The organism is Paenibacillus thalictri (assembly GCF_004307995.1).
GTDB classification, from domain to species: Bacteria; Bacillota; Bacilli; order Paenibacillales; family NBRC-103111; genus Paenibacillus_AF; species Paenibacillus_AF thalictri.
The window spans coordinates 41,786-63,340 of the sequence record NZ_SIRE01000040.1 but is presented as its reverse complement, the minus strand read 5'-3'; the positions used below and the strand labels follow the sequence as shown (position 1 = coordinate 63,340).

The 21,555-nt window shown below is 46.4% G+C and carries 36 protein-coding genes; 2 read left to right on the top strand and 34 right to left on the bottom strand.

What is annotated here, in order from left to right:
- Positions 1 to 436 precede the first annotated feature (436 nt).
- A complete protein-coding gene (locus EYB31_RS36900) occupies positions 437 to 655 on the bottom strand; it encodes a hypothetical protein (RefSeq protein WP_131018566.1) in 219 nt (72 codons plus the stop codon).
- A 95-nt stretch (positions 656 to 750) separates the two neighbouring features.
- Positions 751 to 1,362, bottom strand: coding sequence for a stage II sporulation protein M (locus tag EYB31_RS36895; protein WP_131018565.1), 612 nt, complete (start codon positions 1,360 to 1,362; stop codon positions 751 to 753).
- 127 nt (positions 1,363 to 1,489) lie between these two features.
- On the opposite strand from EYB31_RS36895, the gene pdaB reads away from it, so the two are divergent.
- On the top strand, positions 1,490 to 2,272 hold the full coding sequence (pdaB, locus tag EYB31_RS36890; RefSeq protein WP_131018564.1) for a polysaccharide deacetylase family sporulation protein PdaB: 783 nt from the start codon (positions 1,490 to 1,492) through the stop codon (positions 2,270 to 2,272).
- 39 nt (positions 2,273 to 2,311) lie between these two features.
- Here pdaB and EYB31_RS36885 read toward each other — a convergent pair whose 3' ends face one another.
- Entirely contained in the window at positions 2,312 to 2,914 is a 603-nt protein-coding gene (locus EYB31_RS36885) for a KinB-signaling pathway activation protein (RefSeq protein WP_131018563.1), read from the bottom strand.
- A gap of 43 nt (positions 2,915 to 2,957) precedes the next feature.
- On the opposite strand from EYB31_RS36885, the gene gerD reads away from it, so the two are divergent.
- Positions 2,958 to 3,749, top strand: coding sequence for a spore germination lipoprotein GerD (gene gerD, locus EYB31_RS36880; RefSeq protein ID WP_240763192.1), 792 nt, complete (start codon positions 2,958 to 2,960; stop codon positions 3,747 to 3,749).
- A gap of 88 nt (positions 3,750 to 3,837) precedes the next feature.
- Here gerD and EYB31_RS36875 read toward each other — a convergent pair whose 3' ends face one another.
- From EYB31_RS36875 to rpsC, 31 genes are all read right to left on the bottom strand, one after another.
- Positions 3,838 to 4,905, bottom strand: coding sequence for an Mrp/NBP35 family ATP-binding protein (locus EYB31_RS36875; RefSeq protein ID WP_131018562.1), 1,068 nt, complete (start codon positions 4,903 to 4,905; stop codon positions 3,838 to 3,840).
- 56 nt (positions 4,906 to 4,961) lie between these two features.
- The gene (gene cwlD / locus EYB31_RS36870; protein ID WP_131018561.1) at positions 4,962 to 5,723 is read right to left on the bottom strand and encodes an N-acetylmuramoyl-L-alanine amidase CwlD; all 762 of its coding nucleotides are present in this window, start codon (positions 5,721 to 5,723) and stop codon (positions 4,962 to 4,964) included.
- Positions 5,724 to 5,828: 105 nt separating this feature from the next.
- A complete protein-coding gene (gene sat, locus EYB31_RS36865; RefSeq protein ID WP_131018560.1) occupies positions 5,829 to 7,010 on the bottom strand; it encodes a sulfate adenylyltransferase in 1,182 nt (393 codons plus the stop codon).
- 15 nt (positions 7,011 to 7,025) lie between these two features.
- Entirely contained in the window at positions 7,026 to 7,718 is a 693-nt protein-coding gene (locus tag EYB31_RS36860; protein WP_131018559.1) for a phosphoadenylyl-sulfate reductase, read from the bottom strand.
- A gap of 253 nt (positions 7,719 to 7,971) precedes the next feature.
- Positions 7,972 to 8,364, bottom strand: coding sequence for a 30S ribosomal protein S9 (rpsI, locus tag EYB31_RS36855; protein ID WP_131018558.1), 393 nt, complete (start codon positions 8,362 to 8,364; stop codon positions 7,972 to 7,974).
- A 20-nt stretch (positions 8,365 to 8,384) separates the two neighbouring features.
- Positions 8,385 to 8,822: a 50S ribosomal protein L13 gene (rplM, locus tag EYB31_RS36850; RefSeq protein WP_131018570.1), complete on the bottom strand. Its 438-nt coding sequence runs from the start codon at positions 8,820 to 8,822 to the stop codon at positions 8,385 to 8,387.
- A 151-nt stretch (positions 8,823 to 8,973) separates the two neighbouring features.
- Positions 8,974 to 9,753, bottom strand: a complete 780-nt coding sequence (truA, locus tag EYB31_RS36845) for a tRNA pseudouridine(38-40) synthase TruA (RefSeq protein ID WP_131018557.1) — start codon at positions 9,751 to 9,753, stop codon at positions 8,974 to 8,976.
- Positions 9,754 to 9,854: 101 nt separating this feature from the next.
- Complete coding sequence (gene rplQ / locus EYB31_RS36840; RefSeq protein WP_131018556.1) at positions 9,855 to 10,220, bottom strand: 50S ribosomal protein L17; 366 nt, start codon at positions 10,218 to 10,220, stop codon at positions 9,855 to 9,857.
- Positions 10,221 to 10,257: 37 nt separating this feature from the next.
- Positions 10,258 to 11,202 carry a DNA-directed RNA polymerase subunit alpha gene (locus EYB31_RS36835; RefSeq protein ID WP_131018555.1) on the bottom strand — a complete coding sequence of 315 codons (945 nt, stop codon included), beginning with the start codon at positions 11,200 to 11,202 and terminating at the stop codon, positions 10,258 to 10,260.
- A gap of 128 nt (positions 11,203 to 11,330) precedes the next feature.
- Positions 11,331 to 11,726, bottom strand: a complete 396-nt coding sequence (gene rpsK / locus EYB31_RS36830; RefSeq protein ID WP_131018554.1) for a 30S ribosomal protein S11 — start codon at positions 11,724 to 11,726, stop codon at positions 11,331 to 11,333.
- Positions 11,727 to 11,751: 25 nt separating this feature from the next.
- The gene (gene rpsM / locus EYB31_RS36825; RefSeq protein WP_131018553.1) at positions 11,752 to 12,120 is read right to left on the bottom strand and encodes a 30S ribosomal protein S13; all 369 of its coding nucleotides are present in this window, start codon (positions 12,118 to 12,120) and stop codon (positions 11,752 to 11,754) included.
- Between the two features lie 16 nt (positions 12,121 to 12,136).
- Positions 12,137 to 12,250, bottom strand: coding sequence for a 50S ribosomal protein L36 (gene rpmJ, locus EYB31_RS36820; RefSeq protein ID WP_003333770.1), 114 nt, complete (start codon positions 12,248 to 12,250; stop codon positions 12,137 to 12,139).
- Between the two features lie 113 nt (positions 12,251 to 12,363).
- Positions 12,364 to 12,582, bottom strand: a complete 219-nt coding sequence (gene infA, locus EYB31_RS36815) for a translation initiation factor IF-1 (RefSeq protein WP_009676800.1) — start codon at positions 12,580 to 12,582, stop codon at positions 12,364 to 12,366.
- A gap of 2 nt (positions 12,583 to 12,584) precedes the next feature.
- Complete coding sequence (locus EYB31_RS36810) at positions 12,585 to 12,893, bottom strand: KOW domain-containing RNA-binding protein (RefSeq protein WP_131018552.1); 309 nt, start codon at positions 12,891 to 12,893, stop codon at positions 12,585 to 12,587.
- 20 nt (positions 12,894 to 12,913) lie between these two features.
- Positions 12,914 to 13,660, bottom strand: a complete 747-nt coding sequence (map, locus tag EYB31_RS36805; RefSeq protein WP_131018551.1) for a type I methionyl aminopeptidase — start codon at positions 13,658 to 13,660, stop codon at positions 12,914 to 12,916.
- Positions 13,661 to 14,311 (bottom strand): adenylate kinase, encoded by a 651-nt coding sequence (locus EYB31_RS36800; RefSeq protein WP_131018550.1) that lies wholly within the window; start codon positions 14,309 to 14,311, stop codon positions 13,661 to 13,663. It lies immediately after the preceding gene.
- Positions 14,312 to 14,397: 86 nt separating this feature from the next.
- Positions 14,398 to 15,699: a preprotein translocase subunit SecY gene (gene secY, locus EYB31_RS36795; protein ID WP_131018549.1), complete on the bottom strand. Its 1,302-nt coding sequence runs from the start codon at positions 15,697 to 15,699 to the stop codon at positions 14,398 to 14,400.
- Complete coding sequence (gene rplO / locus EYB31_RS36790; RefSeq protein WP_131018548.1) at positions 15,699 to 16,142, bottom strand: 50S ribosomal protein L15; 444 nt, start codon at positions 16,140 to 16,142, stop codon at positions 15,699 to 15,701. Before rplO ends, secY begins: the two co-directional genes overlap by 1 nt.
- 36 nt (positions 16,143 to 16,178) lie before the next feature.
- Positions 16,179 to 16,367, bottom strand: coding sequence for a 50S ribosomal protein L30 (gene rpmD, locus EYB31_RS36785; RefSeq protein ID WP_131018547.1), 189 nt, complete (start codon positions 16,365 to 16,367; stop codon positions 16,179 to 16,181).
- Between the two features lie 11 nt (positions 16,368 to 16,378).
- Entirely contained in the window at positions 16,379 to 16,876 is a 498-nt protein-coding gene (rpsE, locus tag EYB31_RS36780; RefSeq protein WP_131018546.1) for a 30S ribosomal protein S5, read from the bottom strand.
- A 30-nt stretch (positions 16,877 to 16,906) separates the two neighbouring features.
- Positions 16,907 to 17,275 carry a 50S ribosomal protein L18 gene (rplR, locus tag EYB31_RS36775; RefSeq protein ID WP_131018545.1) on the bottom strand — a complete coding sequence of 123 codons (369 nt, stop codon included), beginning with the start codon at positions 17,273 to 17,275 and terminating at the stop codon, positions 16,907 to 16,909.
- 58 nt (positions 17,276 to 17,333) lie between these two features.
- Positions 17,334 to 17,876: a 50S ribosomal protein L6 gene (rplF, locus tag EYB31_RS36770; protein ID WP_131018544.1), complete on the bottom strand. Its 543-nt coding sequence runs from the start codon at positions 17,874 to 17,876 to the stop codon at positions 17,334 to 17,336.
- Between the two features lie 31 nt (positions 17,877 to 17,907).
- On the bottom strand, positions 17,908 to 18,306 hold the full coding sequence (gene rpsH, locus EYB31_RS36765; protein WP_131018543.1) for a 30S ribosomal protein S8: 399 nt from the start codon (positions 18,304 to 18,306) through the stop codon (positions 17,908 to 17,910).
- Between the two features lie 31 nt (positions 18,307 to 18,337).
- Complete coding sequence (locus EYB31_RS36760) at positions 18,338 to 18,523, bottom strand: type Z 30S ribosomal protein S14 (RefSeq protein ID WP_113022649.1); 186 nt, start codon at positions 18,521 to 18,523, stop codon at positions 18,338 to 18,340.
- Between the two features lie 63 nt (positions 18,524 to 18,586).
- Entirely contained in the window at positions 18,587 to 19,129 is a 543-nt protein-coding gene (rplE, locus tag EYB31_RS36755; protein ID WP_131018542.1) for a 50S ribosomal protein L5, read from the bottom strand.
- Between the two features lie 33 nt (positions 19,130 to 19,162).
- Positions 19,163 to 19,516, bottom strand: coding sequence for a 50S ribosomal protein L24 (gene rplX / locus EYB31_RS36750; RefSeq protein ID WP_131018541.1), 354 nt, complete (start codon positions 19,514 to 19,516; stop codon positions 19,163 to 19,165).
- A 45-nt stretch (positions 19,517 to 19,561) separates the two neighbouring features.
- Positions 19,562 to 19,930 carry a 50S ribosomal protein L14 gene (gene rplN / locus EYB31_RS36745; RefSeq protein ID WP_131018540.1) on the bottom strand — a complete coding sequence of 123 codons (369 nt, stop codon included), beginning with the start codon at positions 19,928 to 19,930 and terminating at the stop codon, positions 19,562 to 19,564.
- A gap of 35 nt (positions 19,931 to 19,965) precedes the next feature.
- Positions 19,966 to 20,232, bottom strand: coding sequence for a 30S ribosomal protein S17 (gene rpsQ, locus EYB31_RS36740; protein ID WP_131018539.1), 267 nt, complete (start codon positions 20,230 to 20,232; stop codon positions 19,966 to 19,968).
- Between the two features lie 24 nt (positions 20,233 to 20,256).
- Entirely contained in the window at positions 20,257 to 20,457 is a 201-nt protein-coding gene (rpmC, locus tag EYB31_RS36735) for a 50S ribosomal protein L29 (protein WP_131018538.1), read from the bottom strand.
- Positions 20,447 to 20,881: a 50S ribosomal protein L16 gene (gene rplP, locus EYB31_RS36730; RefSeq protein ID WP_131018537.1), complete on the bottom strand. Its 435-nt coding sequence runs from the start codon at positions 20,879 to 20,881 to the stop codon at positions 20,447 to 20,449. Before rplP ends, rpmC begins: the two co-directional genes overlap by 11 nt.
- Positions 20,882 to 20,883: 2 nt before the next feature.
- A complete protein-coding gene (rpsC, locus tag EYB31_RS36725) occupies positions 20,884 to 21,549 on the bottom strand; it encodes a 30S ribosomal protein S3 (RefSeq protein ID WP_131018536.1) in 666 nt (221 codons plus the stop codon).
- Positions 21,550 to 21,555 lie beyond the last annotated feature (6 nt).

Genomic DNA, 21,555 nt, shown 5'->3' with positions numbered 1-21,555 from the left:
GGCACGCCGCCAGCGTTCGTCCTGAGCCAGGATCAAACTCTCCATTAAGGTTTGTTTAATATAGCTCAATTCATTGCTGACTTGCTTGTTTTACATTCACTCGTTGTTCAGTTTTCAAAGAGCAATTCACTTGTCATTTCTTGCCGTCGTTTTTAGCGGCGACTTTTTTAATATACCACAGACAAGCAGTTGATTGCAAGCTTTATTTTTAATTTCTTTTTTTGCGCTTTCGACATCATTTGTGGACTTCAAAAGCGACGATTAATAAAATAACATATCCAGCTATTTATCGTCAAGCTATTTTTTACTACAAGATTGAATTTATAAGTTTTCAGCGAAGCGAAAGCAATTCCTGAACTTAAGAATGCACTTTCGCTTGAACGCGAGAAACATCGTGAGAAACACTTCGGCACAATTCAAGTTTTCTTTAAAGAAATCAATGATACATTTTATTGCGGGCATACCTTGAAATCTCCTTAGGAGAAGCAAGCCTTGCATACATACGGAAAATGACTTTATACCGCGACTCAATCGCCGTTTTGATCTCAATGTCGATTCGCTTGTCATTCAGGTCAAAAAGCATTTCATCCAGCTCTTTCCGGAGAACATAATCAAGTTCCTTGCATTCGCGTTCATTGAACAAAAATCCGAGCATTGCTGTAAATTCCCCTTCCTGTCTGGCTCATTGTACGGGTTGCTTTACTGTTATGCTCAGATTTTGGAATTTTTATGAGTGTGGTTTCAAAATTTTTACATTTTGACCAACCAATACGTGATGGTGCTTTCGATCACCGCGGCAACAAACAGCGCAACAACGAGCAGCAGCCCAAACGGCACCAAGGACGCAATAAAGGGGCGAAGCTCTTTTTCCGTTCTCTGATCCTTTGCCGGATTAAAAAAACGAAAAAAGCTTTTTAACACAAGGGCCCCCAAACGGATGCCCAGCGCCGCGGCCAATATAATCGCCGGAATCTCGATGACCCCATGCGGTAAGATCCCTTTAATAAAAAGCATAACGCTTTGTTTGCTCGCTTGGTCGGAAGCGACATACCCCAAGAGCAACCCGTTGGCAAGTAAAAAGAACAATGGCAGCACACCAAAAAATACGCCTAACCCGATGATCTTAAATGACGTGGATACATTATTCCAAAATATAAGCCAAAACAAAGACATTTGCGGATGCGATTTGCTCGCCGCCGACTTGGCCAGCTCTTGCAGGGCTTTCATTTGCATTTCAATAAAGTGCTGATAGGAGCCCGAAAAGCCAAATCCCAACACCAAACCGACAAAAAATACAGCACAGCTGGCAATGATATAATGTTTCATTCGGCCAAGTTGAGTGACCATATGTCGCCATGTCATTTTGAAAAATCTCCTGTCTTTTTGAGGATACGCATAAGTCAATTGTACGAGCATACATTGGTATTAATAAACTATTAAACAAGCCTTAAGGTAACCGATAGGCTGAAAAAGGAGGCTCGCCGCAGCTGTGAACTTTTTTTATGTGATGAACGGAAGGAAATTAAAGCAAGGCTTTATTATTGTCGTCGCTTTGTTGTTTGCCGCAGGCATTGCATACTCGGAAAAGGACAATATCTCCGTATTCTCCCAGAACGATCCTACCGCCGTATACAGTGTGCAAACCGAAAGAAAAGTCATCGCGCTCACCTTTGATATTAGCTGGGGAGACATTCGAACCGAACCCATCTTGAAAGTGCTGGAGGATAAAGGCATAAAGAAAGCAACCTTCTTTCTCTCTTCCCCGTGGGCCAGCACGCATTCCGCGCTTGTCCAAAAAATGTCCACATCCGGATACGAAATCGGCAGCCATGGACACAAACATGAGAATTACAGCAGTTTAAACGACGATGAAATCCGTACCCAAATCCGAACCGCTCATCAAATCCTGCAGGATGTTACAGGCAAGCAGCCCAATCTCATCCGGCTGCCGAATGGCGATTTCGACAAAAGGGTACTGCAAATCGCCGGCGACCTCGGGTACACGGTTATTCAATGGGATACCGATTCCATGGACTGGATGAACAAAGGTACCGACTCCATCATCAACCGCGTGGTTACCAAAGCGCATCCCGGCGACATCGTGCTGCTGCATGCCAGCGATTCGGCCAAGCAGACCCATGAAGCGCTTCCCGTTATTATTGACCAGTTGCGTTCCAAAGGATACGAATTCGTTTCCGTTAGCGAATTGTTGAAGCAATCCAAGGTCGACAATAAACCTCCGATGGAGGACGCAGCGTTGAAGCAGCATTAACGCAAGTTAAAGGCCATACGGCAAATTCCAAAAAAGAGCCTATGCGGGCTCTTTTTTATCTGCCAAAATTTTATGTAAAATTAAAATCTGCCATGCATTGCAAACGATCAAAGGGATCAACATATACAATGTGGATGCCGAACTGTTAAGCTTTAATGCCGGAACCGCCTCCATACTAGTAACTGCCAGCATAAAAAACAAAGTCGGGACAAAGCCATTCTTATTGGTCAGTTTGGCTTTCCAATAAGCAGTCGCCAATGCGACAATCAGCATGATCAGAGGCAGCACCATATACCCCCAGATGGTCTCGCCTTGCGCGAAGTTCGTATACCGCAAATAAACCAAATCGAATAATGCAATAAGGACAAAAAGAATCTGCAAGAAATCCCAGGTCCACTTATTGCGAATAATGCCCATTACAATAAACCGGACGATTAAATATGCAAAAAAGCCCATTTGGCTTAATACGCTAATTGTTGCCCCCCCGATAATCATCCACATTACGTTGTACCCCATACCGGAAACGCCTAAAATGGCAAATTCCTTGTCCGCGGCCGATAAAAGAATGCCGGTGATCCCCCCTGCCGCGCCTCCTAACAATAAGGTCGTCCAAAACAAATGAAACCATTTACGCAGTGTCAATCCGTTACCCTCCCGCTGCATTTTGAAGCATTCTAATTGTTAATTGTACCAACCTTCTCAGCAAAAAGCCAACTCATCTGCTAATAAACAATGGAGAACGGCGAATACTACATCTATAAACAGGAAGGGAGCAGGGATCACTATGAATGTATGGGTACGATCAATCCCGGCTATTCTCATCGTCCTTGTGTTGGCTTCTTGCGGAAGCGACAATAACAACGCTCAAGGAAACGCCTCTTCTTATAAAGACACAAAATCAATGGTATTGGATATTCTTAAAACGGAAGATGGCAAAAAAGCGATTAAAGAAGCTACGGATTCCTCCGGACAAGGCGGTGAGGCGGGGGGCGGACAACTTAAGGTCATGTCAACGGGAGATACCCAGCAACTGCAGCTGGCAGTAAAGGATGTGCTGACAGATACCAACAGCACTAAATTTCTAACACAAATGATGAATGACCCTAAATTTGCCGGAGACTTCGCCAAAGCGATCCAGAAGGAAAATAAGCAGCTGCAGAAAGACTTAATGAAAGACCCCGATTATCAAAAGCAGATGATCGATCTCATGAAAAACCCTGAGGCGCAGCGAATTTTCCTCGATACGATGAAAAGCCAGCAGTACAGGCAACAAACGATGTCCGTCATACAGGAATCCATGCAAAGTCCATTATTTAGAACCGAAATGATTAATCTGATGAAAAAAGCCATTGAAGAGCAGCTTCAATCACAAAGCCAGCCGGGGGGCCAAAGCGGCGGCAAATCTGGAGGAGGAGGCAGCAGCGGAAACTCCGAAAAAAGCAAAGAAGGCGGAGAACAGCAGCAGGGTAGCGGCTGATTAGCATAGTTAATTAAATGCACTCGCGTAAAAGGACTGCCGATCCGTGTCCTTCATGGATCGTCGCAGTCCTTTTGTTGTGTGTTTTTTAAGCCTGAATGATGGATTTGGCCACATTTAAGTAAATTTGGCCAGCTTCCGTCTCTTCCTTATAGACGGATGGCGAATAATCCGGCTCGGCTATGTGATTATCCGGCGCTCCAAGCGGCAATTGAGCAAGCAGCTTCGTATGCAGCTCTTCAGCCAGCTTAGCCCCTCCGCCGCGGCCAAATACATAGTCTTTTTCGCCGCAGGCTCCGCATTGGTAATAAGACATGTTCTCGACAATACCGACGATCTCATGATTCGTATGCACGGCCATTGCCCCTGCTCTGGCTGCTACAAAAGCCGCTGTCGCATGTGGTGTCGTCACGATGATCTCTTTGCTCTGCGGAATCATCTGATGCACGTCCAGCGCCACGTCTCCGGTCCCTGGAGGCAGATCAAGCAGCATATAGTCCAATTCACCCCATGCCACTTCGCCAAAGAAGTTGCGCAGCATTTTGCCGAGCATCGGACCTCTCCATATGATAGGCGCATTATCCTCGACAAAGAAACCCATAGAAATCACTTTAACGCCGAACCGCTCGATCGGAATAATTTTATTGCCGACCATCTGCGGCCGGTCTTCGATGCCCATCATATCCGGAACGCTGAACCCATAAATATCGGCATCAATAATGCCGACCTTTTTGCCAAGACGCGCTAAGGCTACTGCCAGGTTAACGGTAACCGTCGATTTTCCGACGCCTCCTTTACCACTGGCGATCGCAAGGAAGGTTACGCCATGCTGCGGATCCAAAATATTGACCGCCGCTTCAGCAGGCTCCTCAGCCTTCTCCTGCTGCTTTTTATTAGCCTCCGTCCGGTCGTATTCGGTTGCCGCTCTAAACCGGAGATGCACATTGCCGGCGCCCGCTTTAGCAAACGCTTCTGTGACCGCCTTCTCTAACGAGGCTTTATAGCTTTCGTCTTCCTTGGAGAGAATCACGGTTGCCGATACCCGGTCCTCTTTAATCATAATATCTCTTATAAATTGTAACTCAGCCAAACTGGCATTATATTCAGCATCGCGGATGTGTCCTGCAGCTTCGAGCAGCTTCTCTTTAGTTATCACTGTTTTTACACCTCGACAAAATGAAATTATGTAACGAGGTCTATTATATCATATTTTTAATATCCGCTTACTTTTTCCCCGGAATAGTAACGCAATACGCCTTGGTAAATGGATGCGGCCACTTTTTTCTGATACATGGTATCGCTAAGCATCTCTGCTTCCTCCGGATTGGACAAAAATCCGACTTCCACTAAAGCGCTCGGAATCTTAAGCGTCTTTAGCAAAAAGATTTCGCCATCCACCCGTTTGGCCACCCGGTCAGTGTTTTCCAGGTTTCGTTTGATCTCATCTTGAATTAATGCCGCCAGAACGGGATTATCTTTATGATTCGGATAGAAAAAAGTTTGCGCCCCATGCCACTTGGCCGACGGAATCGCATTCATATGAATGGACACGAACAGGTCGGATTTTTTTTGCTGAATAAATTGGGCCCTTTTGACCAGATCCTCTGTTTTGCGCTTGCTGTAGCCTTTGGTTGCCGGATCAGCCAAATCTTTGTCGTCCTCGCGGGTCATCACAACGGTAGCTCCGGCTTGCTGCAAATAATCCCGCAGATGCAGCGAGATGGCCAGGTTAATGTCTTTCTCCATCACCTTGCCGTCCTTCGTTTCCGCGCCGCCGTCGGGACCGCCGTGTCCAGCATCAATCGCAATGGTCTTGCCGGATAAAGGCATTGTCCAGTAAGTCCATGTTTTGGTTGACGGCAGCTCATAGGTAAAAACAAATACCATTAATACCACTAGCGCGGCCGACATTAGCAGTTTAAAGCTGCTTTGCGCGGTCAACCAGACAATAACCCTTTTCCTCCTTTTAAACATAAACAGGTCCACCTCACATCCCATAGATTCATAATCATCTATATGGACAAAGATGGACAAATATGAATAGAGCTTTTCCCTTTTTTGGGAAAAGCCCTGGAGTTATTATGGGTTGGACGGCTGCAGTTGCTCCGACATGCCTTCGATCAGCACTTGAGCCACTTCCGGTCTTGAAAATTCCGGAGGCGGGCATTGACCGTCTCTAAGCAATGCGCGGACTTTCGTTCCGGATAAGTGCAAATGCGCCGATTTGTCGTGCGGGCAAGTTTTGGTCGAGGCCATATTGCCGCACTTGGTGCAGAAAAAACTGTGTTCGAAAAACAGCGGCGTAATGCCAAGCTCCTCTTTCGTAAAGTTTTTGAAAATTTCCTGAGCTTCGTACGTGCCGTAATAGTCGCCTACGCCTGCATGATCGCGTCCGACGATAAAATGGGTGCAGCCGTAGTTTTTGCGCACCATGGCGTGAAATATGGCTTCTCGTGGCCCTGCATACCGCATAGCCGCGGGGAATACGCCCAGGAATACACGATCTTTCGGGTAATAATTGTCGAGCAGCACCAGATAACTTTTCATCCGCACATCAGCGGAGATGTCATCCGATTTGGTCTCGCCGACAAGCGGATTCAAGAACAATGCGTCCACAATCTCCATAGCGCATTTTTGGATATATTCATGAGCGCGGTGAACCGGGTTTCTTGTTTGGAAACCTACGACGGATTTCCAGCCTTTATCGCTAAAAATTTGCCGGGTCTCTGCCGGAGTGAAATAATATTCCTCGAACTTCTTCGGCTGAGGACGATTAAGTAATTGAATAGGTCCTCCAATGTAAGTAGAAGGGCGTGAAAATAGCTTTTGCACCCCGGGATGCTCGCTGTCGTCCGTCTTAAACACGTTGACGGCTTCCTTCTGCTGGTCAACCTTATATACGCTTCTGACATCGATGATGCCGTACACCACTTGATCCTCTTCGCCAACAAGAGCAACCTGCTGCCCCAGAGACAATGCGTTTGCAATTTCCTCTTCGACAGCCAGCGTAACCGGGATACTCCATACGGTTCCGTCCGCCAAGCGAATATTCTCAACTACGGAGAGATAATCCGCTTCCTCCAAAAAGCCGGTGAGCGGCGAAAATGCCCCCACTCCGATCAGGTCCAGATCCGATATCGTCCAATTGTTAATTTTGATTTGGTATAAAGTCTCTGCAGCTTTAAGCAACTGCTCACGCTGCTCCCCTTCCACCAGCCGATTAACCAATACTCCGCCATGCGGTGCAATTGTTTGAGTCATTCCGGAACCCTCCTCTTATTTATGCAATCCGCATTCGGTTTTTTCAAATCCAGCCCATCTGCCGGCGCGAGGATCCTCACCAGCGGCGACTTGACGCGTGCAATGCTCGCAGCCGATACTCGGGTAGTTCTGATCGTGCAGCGGATTGTAGATGACTTCATGCTCATGAATGTAGTTCCATACATCCTCAGTCGTCCAGCTTGCCAATGGATTGAATTTGACGAGCCCGAATTTTGCATCGTATTCGACTTTCTTAGCATTCGCCCGGGTTGGAGCTTGATCGCGGCGAATACCGGTAATCCAGGCATCGTATTTGCTCAAAATATTAGTCAACGGCTCCACTTTACGGATATTGCAGCATTGGTTCGGTTCCGCCTTCCACAGCTCTTCTCCGAATTTCTCCGCTTGCTCATCCAACGTCAGTTTGGGCAGCACTTGCACAAACTTTACACCATAATGCTGTTCAAGTCTGTCCCTTGTTTCGTATGTTTCTTTAAAGTGAACATTCGTGTCCAGATAAAAAATATCGGTCTTCGGACTAACTTTTTGCAGCATATCGACAAGAACTACGTCTTCTGCGCCAAAGCTGCAAGCCAGTGTAATGCTGCCGAATTGCTCTACCGCCCATTTAATCAAAGATTCCGCGGATTCATGCTCGAAGCGCTCGGCTGCTGAACGAATCAACTCTTCTTTTTCGAATAAATTCATGTTCAAATTACCTCCTGGTTAATTCCGATTATTTCAATATGAATTAATGTTTTTACTATATAATGATTTATTATTGATTGTCAATGAAATTGTTATATGAAAATTCATACGTGCCCCTATGGTGTGGTCCATTGCAGTACGTCAGCAATTATTAGGCACATCACTATACTATTTAGAGGTTATGCATAAGGTGCTCGGACCACGCAAAAAAACCCTTCTGCATAAGCAGAAGGGTTTCCGTTGATACCGAATATTAACGTTTCGAGAACTGAGGAGCGCGACGAGCGGCTTTCAAGCCGTACTTCTTACGTTCCTTCATACGAGGATCACGAGTCAGGAAGCCCGCTCTTTTGAGCGAACCGCGGAACTCAGGGTCAGCTTTCAGCAATGCACGGGAAATACCGTGGCGAATTGCGCCTGCTTGTCCGGAAGTTCCTCCACCGTTAGCGATAACCAAAACATCGTATTTGCCCAATGTTTCAGTCAGGTTAAGCGGTTGTTTCACGATCAATTTCAGCGTTTCCAAGCCGAAATATTCGTTGATGTCTCTTTTATTGATAATGATGCGACCTTCGCCCGGTACAAGACGTACACGTGCTACGGAATGCTTACGACGACCAGTACCGTAATATTGAACTTGTGCCACTATTAGTCCTCCCTTTTACCTTAACCGCGAAGTTCCCAAACTTCAGGTTGTTGTGCTTGATGCGGATGCTCGCTGCCAGCGTATACTTTCAGCTTTGTTTTCATTGCGTCGCCAAGACGGTTTTTTGGAAGCATGCCATGAATAGCACTTTCCAGAACGCGCTCAGGCTTGGTGTTCAGCATGTCTTGCGCAGAAGTCACTTTCAAACCGCCCGGATGAAGGGAGTGACGATAGTACATTTTGTTTTGCAATTTCTTACCGGACAAAAATACTTTCTCCGCGTTAATTACGATTACGAAATCGCCTGTATCAACGTGTGGAGTGAATTCCGGTTTATGTTTGCCGCGAATGATGCTTGCTGCTTCGCTGGCCAGACGTCCAAGCGTTTTGCCGGCAGCGTCAATGATGTACCATTTACGCTCGACTTCATTAGGCTTCGCCATATATGTGGTACGCATGTGTATCCTCCTAAATATATCAACATTCTGTTGGTTCATTTTTCAATGTTATGTTTGTATCCAATGAAGCTGTAAGGAGTTCCTCAACCGGGGCCGTGGGTTAGCCATCAAGAAACGCCAATTGATATTGTACCTCATAATCGCGCCCAAATCAAGTGAATTTTACAGCTTCTTTGTACATAACTTCCCATAACATAAGTCCGTGCGCCATCGCAGTCGGACCCGCCGCAGAGCGCTCTTTGCGGAGCAATATCGTTTTAAAATCATCCGGATGTCTTTTGCCTTCACCGACCTGCAGCAGCGTGCCTACAATGATGCGAACCATGTTATACAGAAATCCGTTGCCGGTAATTTCAATAACAAGCCGCTTGGACGGAATGTCCTGAATCGATTCATCCCACTCCGTTATGGTTGCGGCATATAACGTCCGTACATGTGATTGCTTCGTGCTGCGAATCGAGCAAAAGGAAGTAAAATCATGCTCTCCCAGCAAGTATTGAAGGGCTTGACGCATCTTCTCCACATCCAAGGGGGCATAATGATGATATTCGGTATGATGCTGGAAAACGTCTCTGTTGCGGCCACAGCGGATGGTATAGCGGTATGTTTTGCGGATAGCCGACCGGGTTGAGTGAAAGCTTTCATCCACTTCCGCAGCCCCATTAACGATGATGTCCGCGGGCAAACGGGCATTGATAGCAAGTGTCCACCGCCGGATCGGTATTTGGGATGAGGTTAAAAAGTTAATGACTTGTCCACGTGCATGCACACCGGCATCGGTACGTCCCGAAGCCGTGATTTTTACGGACTCCCCGGTGAGCAGCTTAATGGCCTCTTCCATTTTTTCTTGAATTGTCACTGAGCTTGGCTGTGTCTGAAAGCCGCTGTAAGCCGTTCCGTCATAGCTTACAAGCATGCAAATGTTTCGCACATCGTCCCCCCGCTCTTCCTGTATACACGGGTCCAACGGTACAAAAAAAGGGCTTCATCAGAATCAATTGATCCCGTCCACCCTTTCCCTACCCTTGAATTTTAAGCTCGGTCTACCAGTTCCAAATACACCATAGGCGCCGCGTCGCCACGACGAGGTCCCAATTTGAGGATTCTGGTGTATCCGCCTGGACGCTCGGCGTATCTAGGAGCAATCTCAGAGAACAATTTTTGAATCGCGTCTTTACCTTCTTGCGCCTCTTCGCGGCGAACGAATGCAGCCACTTGACGGCGGGCATGAAGATCTCCGCGTTTTGCTACTGTGATCAGCTTTTCAGCGATGGAACGAAGTTCTTTCGCTTTAGCTTCAGTTGTTTGAATGCGTTCGTATATGAACAAGTCAGTTACCAAGTCACGGAACAATGCTTTCCGTGCGCTGGAGTCACGACCTAGCTTTTGGTATGCCATGAACGTATACCTCCTTTTTGTTAATGTGATTCTATAGCTACTCTTCCATACGGAGGCTTAAGCCAAGCTCTTCAAGCTTTTCCTGTACTTCCTCCAATGATTTACGTCCAAGATTGCGGACTTTCATCATGTCTTCTTCCGTCTTAGTAATCAGCTCTTGTACGGTGTTGATACCCGCGCGCTTCAGGCAGTTGTAAGAACGAACGGAAAGATCAAGCTCTTCGATCGTCATCTCGAGCACTTTTTCTTTCTTATCTTCTTCTTTTTCTACCATAATCTCAGCATCTTTCGCTTCGTCTGTCAATCCGACAAACAGCATCAAATGCTCGGTTAAGATTTTAGCGCCCAAGCTTACAGCTTCTTCCGGTCGAATACTTCCATCGGTCCAGACTTCGAGGGTTAGTTTGTCATAGTTAGTAACTTGACCTACGCGAGTATTCTCGACGCTGTAATTGACACGAGTGATCGGAGTGTAGATAGAATCGATAGGGATTACGCCGATTGGCTGATCCTCTTTTTTGTTCTTATCTGCCGGAACATATCCGCGGCCGCGGTTGGCGTGTATTCTAAGATGTAACCGGGCATCGGAGGAAAGTGTCGCAATGTGCAGATCCGGATTAAGAATCTCAACATCACTATCACCGCGTATGTCTCCTGCTACGACTTTTCCTTCACCTTCAGCGTCGATTTCCAGTACCTTCTCTTCGTCGGAGTGGATCTTCAACGACAATGCTTTCAGGTTCAGGATAATTTCCGTAACATCCTCCAATACTCCCGGAACGGTTGAAAATTCGTGGAGCACTCCGTCGATATGAACGGAAGTGACCGCCGCACCGGGCAAAGAGGACAAGAGGATTCTACGCAGAGAGTTGCCAAGCGTGGTGCCATAGCCTCTCTCCAATGGTTCTACAACAAATTTGCCGTAAGCCCCATCCTCACTTATCGATACGGTTTCTATTTTCGGCTTTTCGATTTCTATCATAAGACATAACCCTCCTCAAAACGTCGTTTCCCTCTGGATTACGAACACATAAAATTTGTAGTATGCCTATCCTTCAACATCATTATTCACATGTTTTGGATATTTATACCACAGACGTGTCTAAACAATTAGACACGACGACGTTTTGGCGGACGGCAACCGTTATGCGGAATCGGAGTTACGTCTTTAATGAGGTTGACTTCCAGACCAGCCGCTTGCAAGGAACGAATTGCAGCTTCGCGGCCAGCGCCAGGACCTTTAACCATAACTTCAACAACTTTCATGCCATGCTCCATTGCTGCTTTGGCTGCAGATTCAGCTGCCATTTGAGCGGCGAACGGAGTGCTTTTCCGGGAGCCCTTGAAACCGAGGTTTCCTGCGCTTGCCCAAGAAATGGCGTTACCATGAGGGTCTGTGATCGTTACGATCGTATTGTTAAATGTAGAGCGGATATGAGCCACTCCGGTGTCAATATTTTTCCGGTCACGACGTTTTGTACGAACAACTTTTTTCGCTTTTGCCATTAGATCGATTAACCTCCTTTACTTATTATTTCTTCTTATTAGCAACCGTACGACGAGGACCTTTGCGGGTACGGGCATTTGTTTTTGTGCGTTGACCGCGAACAGGCAAGCCGCGGCGGTGACGAACACCACGATAGCAGCCGATTTCGATCAGGCGTTTGATGTTCAGGGCAATCTCACGACGCAGGTCGCCTTCCACTTTCAGCGATTTGTCGATAGCCTCACGGATTTTGCTGACTTCATCTTCCGTCAAATCGCGAACACGAGTGTCCGCATTGATTCCGGTTTGAGCAACGATTTTTTGTGCCGTTGTGTTGCCGATCCCGAAGATGTAAGTGAGCGCGATCACGACACGTTTGTCACGAGGCAAGTCTACACCAGCTATACGAGCCATCTACAAGAGCACCTCCTTATCCTTGTTTTTGTTTATGCTTCGGATTTTCACAAATAACCATAACGTTACCTTTGCGGCGAATGACTTTGCATTTTTCGCAAATCGGCTTGACCGATGGTCTAACCTTCATTGTTATTACCTCCTGAGAGTTTGCGTGAGCAAACTTGCTTCGTAAGAGTTCGCTTTAGCTTTGCGGAGCAAAGCTTGCTTCGTAAAAGTTGAGCTTTATTTATTCCGTACTATTTATTTAAAACGATAGGTTATACGGCCTCTGGTCAAATCATAAGGCGATAACTCGACTGTCACTTTATCCCCTGGCAAGATGCGAATAAAGTGCATTCTGATTTTTCCAGATACATGAGCAAGTATCTTATGACCGTTCTCCAGCTCCACCTTAAACATAGCATTCGGAAGAGGTTCAATCACTGTACCTTCAACTTCGATTACATCTTCTTTGGCCACAGTCATTCTCCTTTCTCTAGCGCTTCAGATTGAAGTTCTCGGGTAAACTTGTCAACGACATGACGAAGCTTCCCGTTGGTAACACGCCCGGTTTCAAGCAAACTGCTTACAACCTCATGGCTAATCGTTTCCTGCAATTCAAGATGAAGTACGTTTTTCTTCTTAGGCTGGTCAAACCTGCGTTTGTGGCCGTCGGCGATGTTCACAAACCGCTCATCGACGATCCCGATCACAACCGCATATTTGCTTCCATCCTTGCCGCGCAGCACTTTTACAATCTGGCCTAATTGCGGTTTCTTCGTCTCACCCACGCTTAAGTAACACCTGCGCTTTAGCTTTTAGTTAAGATCTCGAAGCCATCTTCCGTGATTGCGATCGTATGCTCGAAATGCGCGCACAACGAGCCATCTACCGTAACCACTGTCCAATTATCCTCGAGCGTTTTGACAAAGCGTTCGCCGATGTTGACCATAGGTTCAATCGCAAGAACCATACCCGGCTTTAGTCTTGGACCTCTTCCAGGGATTCCGTAGTTCGGTATCTGAGGTTCCTCGTGCAGGCTCGTGCCTACACCGTGACCAACATATTCCCGTACAACGGAAAAACCTTCATCTTCAATGCATTTTTGAATCGCATGAGAAATTGTATACAAGCGTGCGTCCGGCTTAGCTTCAGCAAGACCTTGATAAAGCGACCGCTCCGTAACTTCAAGCAGTTTTTTCGCCTCATCGGAAATTTCGCCTACACCGTAAGTCCATGCGGAATCACCGTGGTAACCTTGATATTGAGCGCCAATATCAATGCTGACGATATCTCCTTCCTGCAGCTTTTTGCTGTTCGGAAAACCGTGTACCAAAACTTCATTGGTTGAAGCGCAGATACTGGCAGGAAAACCGTTGTAGCCTTTAAAAGACGGGATTGCACCCTGGCTGCGAATATAATCTTCAGCGATTTGATCGAGTTCCTTGGTTGTCACACCAGGTTGAATTGCTTTAGCCATGATACGATGAGTATCGGCAACAATTTTTCCGGCTATTCTCATAAGGTGCAACTCAGCTTCGGACTTGCATATGATCATCTACGCTTGACCTCGCAATAGTGAACTGATTTCTGCGGTAACCGTATCAATATCCTGCTCGCCGTTAACCTGACGCAAAGTGTTCTTTTTGTCGTAATAGTCTAGCAGAGGTGCCGTTTTGCTGATGTACTCGTCAAGACGAGTACCCACCTTCTCTTCTGTATCATCGGAACGTTGATACAGCTCTCCGGAGCATTTGTCGCATACGTTCTCCTTCGCCGGAGGGTTGAACAACACATGATACGTTGCACCGCAAGATTTGCAAATTCTGCGGCCCGTTAAACGTGCCAGCAGCAAGTTGCGATCCACCACAAGATTGACCACATAATCGATCTTTTTATCCATGGAATGCAATATCTCGTCAAGCGCTTCGGCTTGAAAAATGGTTCTTGGAAAACCGTCAAGAAGAAAACCTGAATTACAGTCAGCTAGTTGCAATCTTTCCCGTACAATACCGATTGTGATTTCATCTGGAACAAGCAAGCCTTGATCAACGTATTTCTTGGCTTCCACACCAAGCGGCGTTTCTTGCTTCATAGCAGCACGAAAAGCGTCGCCAGTAGAGATATGAGGAATCTTGAATTCGTTAACGACTCGCTCGGCCTGAGTGCCTTTGCCGGCACCAGGTGGCCCCATAAAAATGACGTTCATTTCAGACTTCCTCCTCCCCTTATTCCCCGATACGAACAGCACAATAGGTGCCGATAGTTCGCAAAAAAACCATCAGTACCTATCTGCTATTTGTTGATAAAACCTTTGTAATGGCGTTTAATCAACTGGCTTTCGATTTGCTTCATCGTTTCCAGTCCAACGCCGATCACGATCAGCAAGGAAGTACCACCGATCCGGACGGAATTCGGGAGGCCTGCCAAGGTTGCGAACAGCATAGGCACAATGGAGATCGCGGCCAAGAACAATGCACCGGAAAGGGTAATCCGAGTCATAACCTTGGTCAGATAAATCGATGTCGATTTACCCGGGCGAATTCCAGGAATGTAGCCGCCGTTCTTTTTCATTTGATCTGCCATTTGTACAGGATTGATCTGCACAAACGTATAAAAATACGTAAATCCGATAATCAACAGTACATAAAGCACCATACCGATCGGATGTGTGTAGTTCAAGTTGGTGATAATCCAGTCTGCCACCACATTACCTCTCCAGAAACTGGCGATAGTTGGTGGAAACACCAGCAGCGACAACGCGAAAATGACAGGGATAACGCCCGCGGCATTCACTTTAAGCGGAATGTGCGTTGATTGTCCGCCGTACATTTTGTTGCCAACTACTCTTTTGGCGTATTGGACCGGGATTTTGCGTACGCCTTGCTGTACGAAAATAACTCCGGCAATCAATCCGACAATCACCACAACAACAACGACAATTTTCAGGATGTTCAGGAACAGTGCATCCCCTGCTTGCGCAAACTGCGTTTGATAGATCTGCCCGATTCCGGTCGGAATAGCAGCCACGATACCCGCAAAGATGATGATCGATATACCGTTGCCGATTCCATTTTCCGTAATCTGCTCGCCAAGCCACATTAAAAATGCGGTACCGGCTGTAAGCACAATGGCTATCAAAGCATATGTTGCAAAAGTAGGATTTACAACCAGTCCGGAATAAATCCGGTTAAACCCGATCGCAAGCCCAAATGCCTGAATCAAACCCAACACAATCGTTCCGTACCTGGTAATCTGAGTCATTTTCTTACGGCCGACTTCGCCTTCTTTCGCCCATTGCGTGAACTTAGGAACGACGTCCATAGACAGCAGCTGAACGATGATGGAAGCGGTAATGTAAGGCATAATCCCCATCGCAAAGATAGAGAATTGAAATAACGCACCACCGGAAAAAGTATTCAGGAGGCCGAATACGTCATTAGCATTCGCCTGATCCTGATACTTCAAAATATCCGTATTAATGTTAGGCACCGGAATGAAAGCACCTAAGCGATAGACGATCAGCAAACCGAGCGTAAATAAAATACGTCTTCTCAAATCGCCTACTTTAAAGATGTTTGATATGGTGCTTAACATTAAATCACCTCGGTTTGACCGCCGGCAGCTTGAATTTTCTCAACAGCAGACTGAGAAAACTTATTCGCTTTAACTGTCAATTTCACAGTCAAGTCGCCGTTTCCTAAGATTTTAATGCCGTCTTTCGGATTTTTTACGAGGCCCGACTGGATGAGCAGCTCAGGAGTCACTTCGGTACCTTCAGCAAACTTGTTCAAATCGGACAAGTTCACAATCGCGTATACTGTTGCAAAACGCTCGTTGTTGAAACCGCGCTTAGGCAAGCGACGATACAGCGGGTTTTGGCCACCTTCGAATCCAGGACGGACACCGCCACCGGAACGTGCATTTTGACCTTTATGACCGCGAGTTGATGTTTTGCCCATGCCACTTCCCGTACCGCGGCCTACGCGCTTACGAGTTTGACGGGAACCAGGAGCGGAAGAAAGCTCATGTAATTTCATCGTTGCACCTCCTTAAGTCTTAATGTGAATCCTATATTATGCTTCGATTTCTTTAACTTCGATCAGATGTTGCACTTGGTTCACCATACCGCGAATAGCTGCGTTATCAGCATGCACAACGGACTGATGAAGCTTGCGCAATCCAAGAGCAGAGACCGTACGGCGCTGAGTCTCCGGGCGACCAATAAGGCTGCGCTTCAAAGTAACTTGCAATTGCTTAGCCATGGTATCCCTCCTTAACCTAACAGTTCTTCAACGGTTTTACCGCGAAGCTTAGCAACTTCTTCAGCTTTCTTCAAACGGGAAAGACCTTCAAGAGTTGCATTAACCATATTGATGGAGTTGGAAGAGCCCAGCGATTTGGTCAAGATGTCGCCTACGCCAGCAAGCTCCAATACCGCACGAACCGGACCGCCGGCGATAACACCAGTACCTTTGGAAGCCGGTTTCAGCAGCACTTCGCCTGCGCCGAAATGTCCAACTACCAAGTGAGGAATCGTCGTGCCAACGAGCGGTACATGGATCAGGTTTTTCTTAGCATCTTCAATCCCTTTGCGGATGGCGTCCGGAACTTCGGATGCTTTACCGATCCCTGCGCCAACCCAGCCATTGCCGTCGCCTACGACAACAAGTGCGCTAAAGCTGAAACGACGTCCGCCTTTTACTACTTTAGCGACGCGATTAATATGAACCACTTTTTCAGTCAGCTCTAAAGTGTTCGGATCTATACGCAAGTCAGTTTACCTCCTTGTTAACATTTTCGTTTAAAATTCAAGTCCTGCTTCACGGGCAGCGTCAGCCAAAGCTTGCACACGACCATGATACAAATATCCGCCGCGGTCAAAAACGATTTTGTCGATGCCTTTTTCTTTCGCGCGTTGTGCGATCAGAGCGCCAACTTGACGAGCGGACTCAACGTTTCCGCCGTTTCCGATGGATGCTTTCAGATCTTTATCTTGAGTCGATGCGGATGCAATCGTTACACCTGCTACATCATCGATCAATTGAGCATACATGTGTTTGGAAGAACGGAAAATATTCAAGCGTGGACGTTCAACCGTACCTTGAATTTTTTTACGCACACGAAGATGTCTTTTCAGACGGGCTTTATTTTTATCGCCTTTTGTAATCATCTTCTATTCACTCCTTTCTTCTTGGGTCCGTAACTGTCGCTTAATCACTTAAGCGGCATTATTTTTTCTTACCGGCTTTACCTTCTTTACGAAGAATGCGCTCGCCTTCGTACTTAATGCCTTTGCCTTTATACGGCTCAGGTTCACGAACAGAACGAATTTTAGCGGCAGTAGCACCGACAAGCTCTTTATCGATACCTTTTACGATAATTTTAGTGTTCGACGGCACGTCGAATTCGATGCCGTTTTCCGGTACGATTTCAACCGGATGGGAGTAACCTACGTTCAGTACGAGCTTGTTGCCGGTTTTGTTAGCGCGGTATCCGACGCCAACAAGTTCGAGCGACTTCTCGTAACCTGCAGTAACTCCAGTAACCATGTTCGCAACTACGCTGCGAGTCGTACCGTGAAGCGAACGATGCAATTTATGATCGGACGGACGTTCAACAGTAATTTCATTCTCAGCAACTGTTACTTTCATGTCTTTATGCAGTTCACGGGACAAAGTGCCTTTAGGGCCTTTCACCGTGATCGATGTATTTTCAAGCGTTACATTAACTCCGCTAGGGACTGTAATGGCTTTACGACCAATACGGGACATGCTGTACACCTCCATTCATTTCAAAGATGAATTACCAAACGTAGCAAATAACTTCGCCGCCGGATTTGGACTGACGAGCTTCTTTATCGGACATTACGCCGTGGGACGTAGAAATGATCGCGATGCCGAGGCCACCAAGTACGCGAGGAACTTCTTGGCTCTTCGCATATACTCGCAGACCAGGTTTGCTGATTCTTTTCAATCCTGTAATAACACGCTCATTGTTAGGGCCGTATTTAAGGAACAAACGAATGATCCCTTGTTTGTTATCTTCAACATATTCCGCGTCGCGAATAAAGCCTTCTTTTTTCAAAATTTCTGCGATCTGTCTTTTAATTTTGGATGCAGGAACTTCTACTGTTTCATGACGAACTACATTCGCGTTACGAATACGGGTAAGCATATCTGCAATTGGATCTGACATAACCATGGAACGAACCTCCTTCCCGAAAATAGGGTGTTTACCAGCTTGCCTTCTTTACGCCAGGAATCTGGCCTTTGTATGCTAATTCACGGAAACAAATTCTGCAAATTTTAAATTTGCGAAGTACGGAATGCGGACGACCGCAACGCTCGCAGCGGGTATAAGCCTGCACCTTGAATTTCGGCGCGCGCTGCTGCTTAATTTTCATTGATGTTTTTGCCACTTGAAACTGACACCTCCTAAGAGTTTTGCGCTGCAAAACTTCTATCGTAAGCCTTAGGGCTCATTATTTCGTGAAAGGCATGCCCAATTGAGTGAGCAATTCACGGGATTCTTCGTCTGTTTTGGCAGTAGTGACGATTACGATATCCATACCTCTTGTTTTGTCCACTTTGTCATACTCGATTTCCGGGAAAATGAGCTGCTCTTTCAGACCCAGCGTATAGTTGCCGCGGCCGTCAAACGCTTTGCTCGATACGCCACGGAAGTCACGTACACGAGGAAGAGCTACGTTGAACAATTTGTCCAAGAAGTAGTACATGCGATCTCCGCGAAGTGTAACTTTAACGCCGATTGGCATATTTTCACGAAGTTTAAAGCCTGCGATGGATTTTTTCGCTCTGGTTACCACCGGTTTTTGACCAGCGATGATTTGCAGATCTTGCACTGCAGAATCAAGCACCTTGGAGTTCGATACGGCTTCACCAACACCCATGTTGATGACGACCTTCTCAATTTTCGGAACCTGCATTACGGAAGTATAGCTGAACTTCTGCATAAGCGCAGGTGTGATTTCATTCAGAAAACGTTCTTTCATTCTTGCTGCCATGCTGCATTTACCTCCTTTCTTACGCTTCTACGATTAATCGATAGCTTCTCCGGACTTTTTCGCAATACGGACTTTGCTTCCGTTCTCAAGCACTTTGTATCCGACACGGGTCGGTTTTCCGCTCTTTGGATCGATCAGCATTACGTTCGATACGTGAATCGGAGCTTCTTGATTGATGATTCCGCCTTGCGGATTCATTTGGGAAGGCTTCGAGTGCTTCTTCACCATATTGATGCCTTCAACGAGCACACGGTTTTGACGAGGGTAGCAAGCGATAACGCGGCCTTTTTTACCTTTGTCTTTACCTGTGATAACGAACACGGTGTCGTCTTTTTTCACGTGAAGTTTATTGTTATGGGATTCCAATTTTTTCGGTTGCTTAGGCATTTTGATTCCACCTCTTTTCCTAAGAGAACTAGCTTGACGCTTGTATTAGATAACTTCCGGTGCCAGAGATACGATTTTCATGAAGTCTCTGTCGCGAAGTTCGCGTGCAACTGGTCCGAAGATACGTGTGCCGCGTGGGCTCTTATCTTCCTTAACGATAACCGCTGCATTTTCATCAAAGCTGATATAAGAACCATCTTTACGACGCACACCGCGCTTCGTACGAACGACAACAGCTTTCACTACATCGCCCTTTTTGACAACGCCACCTGGTGTTGCTTCTTTGACGGAGCAGATAATCAAATCACCGATGTTTGCTGTACGACGGCCAGTGCCTCCCAATACACGAATACACATTAATTGTTTTGCACCGGAATTGTCAGCGACAACCAAACGGGTAAATGTTTGAATCACAGAAAGTCCCTCCTTTCAAATTCGCTTCAAGCCGTTTACACGATAACTGCTTTTTCAACAACCTCAACCAGTCTCCAACGTTTGTCCTTGGAAATTGGACGGGTTTCCATGATTTTTACAGTGTCGCCGATTTGAGCTTCATTGTTCTCATCATGAGCTTTAAATTTCTTCGTATATTTAATACGTTTATGGTAAAGGTCATGTTTTTTGTAAGTTTCAACAGCAACAACGATGGTTTTGTCCATTTTATTGCTGACCACTTTGCCGAGCTGAGTTTTGCGCTCGTTACGTTCCACGCTCATTCGTAAGTCCTCCTTTCGCTTTCATTAGCTGATAATTCCAAGTTCTCTTTCACGCAGCACCGTTTTTGCACGGGCAATGTCTTTGCGTACTTTTTGAAGTTGAGTTGGATTGTCTAATTGACCTGTAGCCAGTTGAAAACGGAGGTTAAAGAGCTGTTCTTTGAAACCGGCAATTTTTTGTTCAATTTCAGCAGTGGTTAAGTTGCGATATTCACTAGCCTTCATTTACTTCACCGCCCACTTCTTCTCTTTTCACGAACTTCGTTTTGATCGGAAGCTTGTGAGCAGCAAGACGCATTGCTTCGCGAGCAATCTCCTCACTAACGCCAGCCAATTCAAACAAAATTTTACCCGGTTTTACAACAGCAACCCATTTCTCTACGTTACCTTTACCGCTACCCATCCGGACTTCAAGCGGCTTTTGCGTAATCGGCTTGGACGGGAAAATTTTGATCCATACTTTACCGCCACGTTTGATATAACGAGTCATCGCAATACGGGCAGCTTCGATTTGACGGTTCGTCACCCAAGCCGGCTCCATAGCTTGCAGACCATATTCTCCGAAATGCACTTCAGTACCGCCTTTAGCACGGCCTTTCATGTTACCCCGGTGTTCTTTCCGGTGTTTTACACGTTTTGGTACCAACATGATTAGTTGCCTCCTTCCGTAGCCTTTTTCTTAGCCGTAGGAAGAACCTCGCCGCGATAAATCCATACCTTCACACCGATTCGACCATAAGTGGTATGCGCTTCGGCAGTACCATAGTCGATGTCCGCACGCAGTGTATGAAGAGGCACAGTGCCTTCGCTGTAACCTTCAGTACGGGCAATTTCTGCTCCGCCCAAACGTCCGCTAACCGCAGTTTTGATTCCTTTCGCTCCGGATCTGATCGTTCTTTGGATCGCTTGTTTCATCGCACGACGGAAAGAAACGCGGCGCTCCAATTGTTGTGCAATGCTTTCTGCAACCAGAATAGCGTCAAGCTCAGGGTTCTTGATCTCAGCGATGTTGATATGAACTTTCTTACCTTTTGTCAATGTGGACAAGTAAGTTCTGATCACTTCTACCTCGGATCCGCCTTTGCCGATAACCATGCCTGGTTTTGCTGTATGAATAGTCACGTTCACGCGGTTAGCCGCGCGCTCGATTTCGATATGGGAAACAGCCGATTCTTTCAGCTTTTGCTTCAAGTACTCACGGATTTTCACGTCTTCCAGCAGCAGGGTACCGAATTCTTTATCGTTTGCGAACCATTTGGATTCCCAATCGCGAATAATACCAACCCTGAGACCTACCGGATTTACTTTTTGACCCACACGTTA

Coding starts and splice junctions, on each gene's coding strand:
- EYB31_RS36900 (WP_131018566.1), bottom strand. CDS start 655: ATGCTCGGATTTTTGTTCAATGAACGCGAATGCAAGGAACTTGATTAT.
- EYB31_RS36895 (WP_131018565.1), bottom strand. CDS start 1,362: ATGACATGGCGACATATGGTCACTCAACTTGGCCGAATGAAACATTAT.
- cwlD (WP_131018561.1), bottom strand. CDS start 5,723: ATGTTTAAAAGGAGGAAAAGGGTTATTGTCTGGTTGACCGCGCAAAGC.
- sat (WP_131018560.1), bottom strand. CDS start 7,010: ATGACTCAAACAATTGCACCGCATGGCGGAGTATTGGTTAATCGGCTG.
- EYB31_RS36860 (WP_131018559.1), bottom strand. CDS start 7,718: ATGAATTTATTCGAAAAAGAAGAGTTGATTCGTTCAGCAGCCGAGCGC.
- rplM (WP_131018570.1), bottom strand. CDS start 8,822: ATGCGTACCACATATATGGCGAAGCCTAATGAAGTCGAGCGTAAATGG.
- rplQ (WP_131018556.1), bottom strand. CDS start 10,220: ATGGCATACCAAAAGCTAGGTCGTGACTCCAGCGCACGGAAAGCATTG.
- EYB31_RS36835 (WP_131018555.1), bottom strand. CDS start 11,202: ATGATAGAAATCGAAAAGCCGAAAATAGAAACCGTATCGATAAGTGAG.
- rpsK (WP_131018554.1), bottom strand. CDS start 11,726: ATGGCAAAAGCGAAAAAAGTTGTTCGTACAAAACGTCGTGACCGGAAA.
- rpsM (WP_131018553.1), bottom strand. CDS start 12,120: ATGGCTCGTATAGCTGGTGTAGACTTGCCTCGTGACAAACGTGTCGTG.
- rpmJ (WP_003333770.1), bottom strand. CDS start 12,250: ATGAAGGTTAGACCATCGGTCAAGCCGATTTGCGAAAAATGCAAAGTC.
- map (WP_131018551.1), bottom strand. CDS start 13,660: ATGATCATATGCAAGTCCGAAGCTGAGTTGCACCTTATGAGAATAGCC.
- EYB31_RS36800 (WP_131018550.1), bottom strand. CDS start 14,311: ATGAACGTCATTTTTATGGGGCCACCTGGTGCCGGCAAAGGCACTCAG.
- secY (WP_131018549.1), bottom strand. CDS start 15,699: ATGTTAAGCACCATATCAAACATCTTTAAAGTAGGCGATTTGAGAAGA.
- rplO (WP_131018548.1), bottom strand. CDS start 16,142: ATGAAATTACATGAGCTTTCTTCCGCTCCTGGTTCCCGTCAAACTCGT.
- rpmD (WP_131018547.1), bottom strand. CDS start 16,367: ATGGCTAAGCAATTGCAAGTTACTTTGAAGCGCAGCCTTATTGGTCGC.
- rplR (WP_131018545.1), bottom strand. CDS start 17,275: ATGATTACAAAAGGCGATAAAAATAAAGCCCGTCTGAAAAGACATCTT.
- rplF (WP_131018544.1), bottom strand. CDS start 17,876: ATGTCCCGTATTGGTCGTAAAGCCATTACAGTCCCTAGCGGAGTTAAT.
- rpsH (WP_131018543.1), bottom strand. CDS start 18,306: ATGGTTATGTCAGATCCAATTGCAGATATGCTTACCCGTATTCGTAAC.
- rplE (WP_131018542.1), bottom strand. CDS start 19,129: ATGGCAGCAAGAATGAAAGAACGTTTTCTGAATGAAATCACACCTGCG.
- rplX (WP_131018541.1), bottom strand. CDS start 19,516: ATGCCTAAGCAACCGAAAAAATTGGAATCCCATAACAATAAACTTCAC.
- rpsQ (WP_131018539.1), bottom strand. CDS start 20,232: ATGAGCGTGGAACGTAACGAGCGCAAAACTCAGCTCGGCAAAGTGGTC.
- rpmC (WP_131018538.1), bottom strand. CDS start 20,457: ATGAAGGCTAGTGAATATCGCAACTTAACCACTGCTGAAATTGAACAA.
- rplP (WP_131018537.1), bottom strand. CDS start 20,881: ATGTTGGTACCAAAACGTGTAAAACACCGGAAAGAACACCGGGGTAAC.